Source organism: Nocardiopsis trehalosi NBRC 14201 (assembly GCF_001552555.1).
GTDB lineage: Bacteria > Actinomycetota > Actinomycetes > Streptosporangiales > Streptosporangiaceae > Nocardiopsis_B > Nocardiopsis_B trehalosi.
Window position 1 is genome coordinate 1 of the sequence record NZ_BCRK01000344.1, and the last position, 1,731, is coordinate 1,731.

A 1,731-nucleotide genomic window follows, 5' to 3' on the forward strand; every position below is an offset into this window, starting at 1 on the left:
GGCCGGCGCACCGGACACGGGTCCGGGCGCCGGCCGCCGCCGTTCACGGGGCCGCCGCGAGGCGGCCGGGTCGGCGCGGGACCGGGGCTGGCCAGGGTGTGAGGAGACCCTTGTCAGAGGTTGGGTACCTGTTGCGTGTGACGTGGTACCGATCGACCGGTGTACGGGCGGCCGTCGAGGCCGCTCTGCTACGCGTGTACAACGGACACACCGTCTGAGTGAGTGGTAGGCGGATAGGCGAAGATGCCGGCTACACGTGACCTGCTACGAACCGCACTTCGGTGCCCCGGGCCCGCTGTCTGTGGGGAGTCAGTCCAGGTCGGCCAGCTCCGTCTTGTTCGCGCGGTTGATCGCCTGCTTCACGCGCTGGGCGAACTCGCCGATGCGGTCGATCTCGTCCCACTGCCCGCGCCGCGGCAGGCCGTAGTCGGTGACCTCGACGACGTCGTGGCCGAGCAGCTGCATCTCCTCGATCTTCAGCCCCTTGTCGCTGAAGGTCTCGCGCTTGCGCTCGATCCGGCGGACCGTGCGGTAGCGGATCCAGGAGTCGCCGCTGTCGATCACGCCGACGTCGTCGGCGCGCAGCGGGACGGCGCGGGCGGCCTGCTCCAGCTTGGGGATGATGTCGGACTTGAGCACCAGCAGCTCGGGGATGGAGAGTGTGCGGACCGTGCCGTCCAGCCCCTCGATCTCGGCCCGCGCCTGCTGGTTGGTGCGCGAGATGCGCAGCGCCAGGGTCTCGTCCTCGGCGAGGATCTCGTCGATGCGTGCCCGGCACTCCTCGATGGTGTAGGCGCGCGCGGTGGACTTCTCGGTGCCCGGCTGCGGCCGGTAGGCGTCGTCGCCGTCCAGCACCGCCGTGCGGTAGGTGCGCCGCTCGGTCCCTGCCAGGCCGAGCCGGTTGATCCAGCTCTGCAGGTCCGCGGCGAGCTTCTTGCGCCGGTTGAAGGCGTCCCCGAGCGTCATGTTCACGCGGCAGAACCTAGCAGGGGCGGCGCTCCGGGAGCCACCGCATTATCCGCCGCCGCCCACCCGCCGCACCCCGCCCGGCGGCCGGTGGCGGCGGGCGGGGTGCGCGGCGGCGGTGTCAGTCCCGGCCGAAGTTCTGGGTCCAGCGGGCGTCGGACTCGCCCACCCCGATCTCGGTGTTGTCGCAGTTCAAGATGTTCGCCCGGTGGCCGGGGCTGTCCATCCACCCGGCCATGACCGCCTCCGCCGACCCGTACCCCGCGGCGACGTTCTCGCCCGACCAGGCGGTGTAGCCGGCGTCCTCGGCGCGCTCGGCCGGGCCGACGCCCTCGGGGGTCTCGTGGCCCATGTAGTCGCGGGCCGCCATGTCCTCGCTGTGCGCCTGGGAGGCGCGGGTCAGGGCGCCGTCGACCCGCAGCGGCGCGCAGCCGGCCTCGGCGCGCTCCCGGTTGGTCAGCTCGACCACCGCCTGCGCCGACGCGGGCGGGTCGCCGGCGCCGCCGGAGCCGGGGTCCCCGCCGTCCCCGTCCCCGTCGCCGTCCGCGCCGTCCTCGGGGGAGGGGGACGGGGCGGCGGAGGCGGTGAGCGTGCCCGCCGCCTCCGCCGCGGAGGCCTGCGCGGGCGGCTCCGCCGCGCCCCCGGTCGGGCCGTCCGCCGGGCCGTCGGCCGGGGCGGCCTGGGCGTCGGCGAAGAAGTCGTCGGCCGCGGTCGGCGGCTCCCCGCCGGGCGCGGCCGCGGCGCCGCCCGCGGGGCCGGCGGCCG

2 protein-coding genes are annotated in these 1,731 nt (G+C 75.2%); both read right to left on the minus strand.

The features are described 5' to 3' along the window. Positions 1 to 309: 309 nt before the first annotated feature. Positions 310 to 966 carry a hypothetical protein gene (locus NT8_RS28020; RefSeq protein ID WP_245646363.1) on the minus strand — a complete coding sequence of 219 codons (657 nt, stop codon included), beginning with the start codon at positions 964 to 966 and terminating at the stop codon, positions 310 to 312. A gap of 121 nt (positions 967 to 1,087) precedes the next feature. Next, on the minus strand, positions 1,088 to 1,731 hold a 644-nt coding region (locus NT8_RS29040), incomplete at its 5' end, for a CAP domain-containing protein (protein ID WP_084469350.1).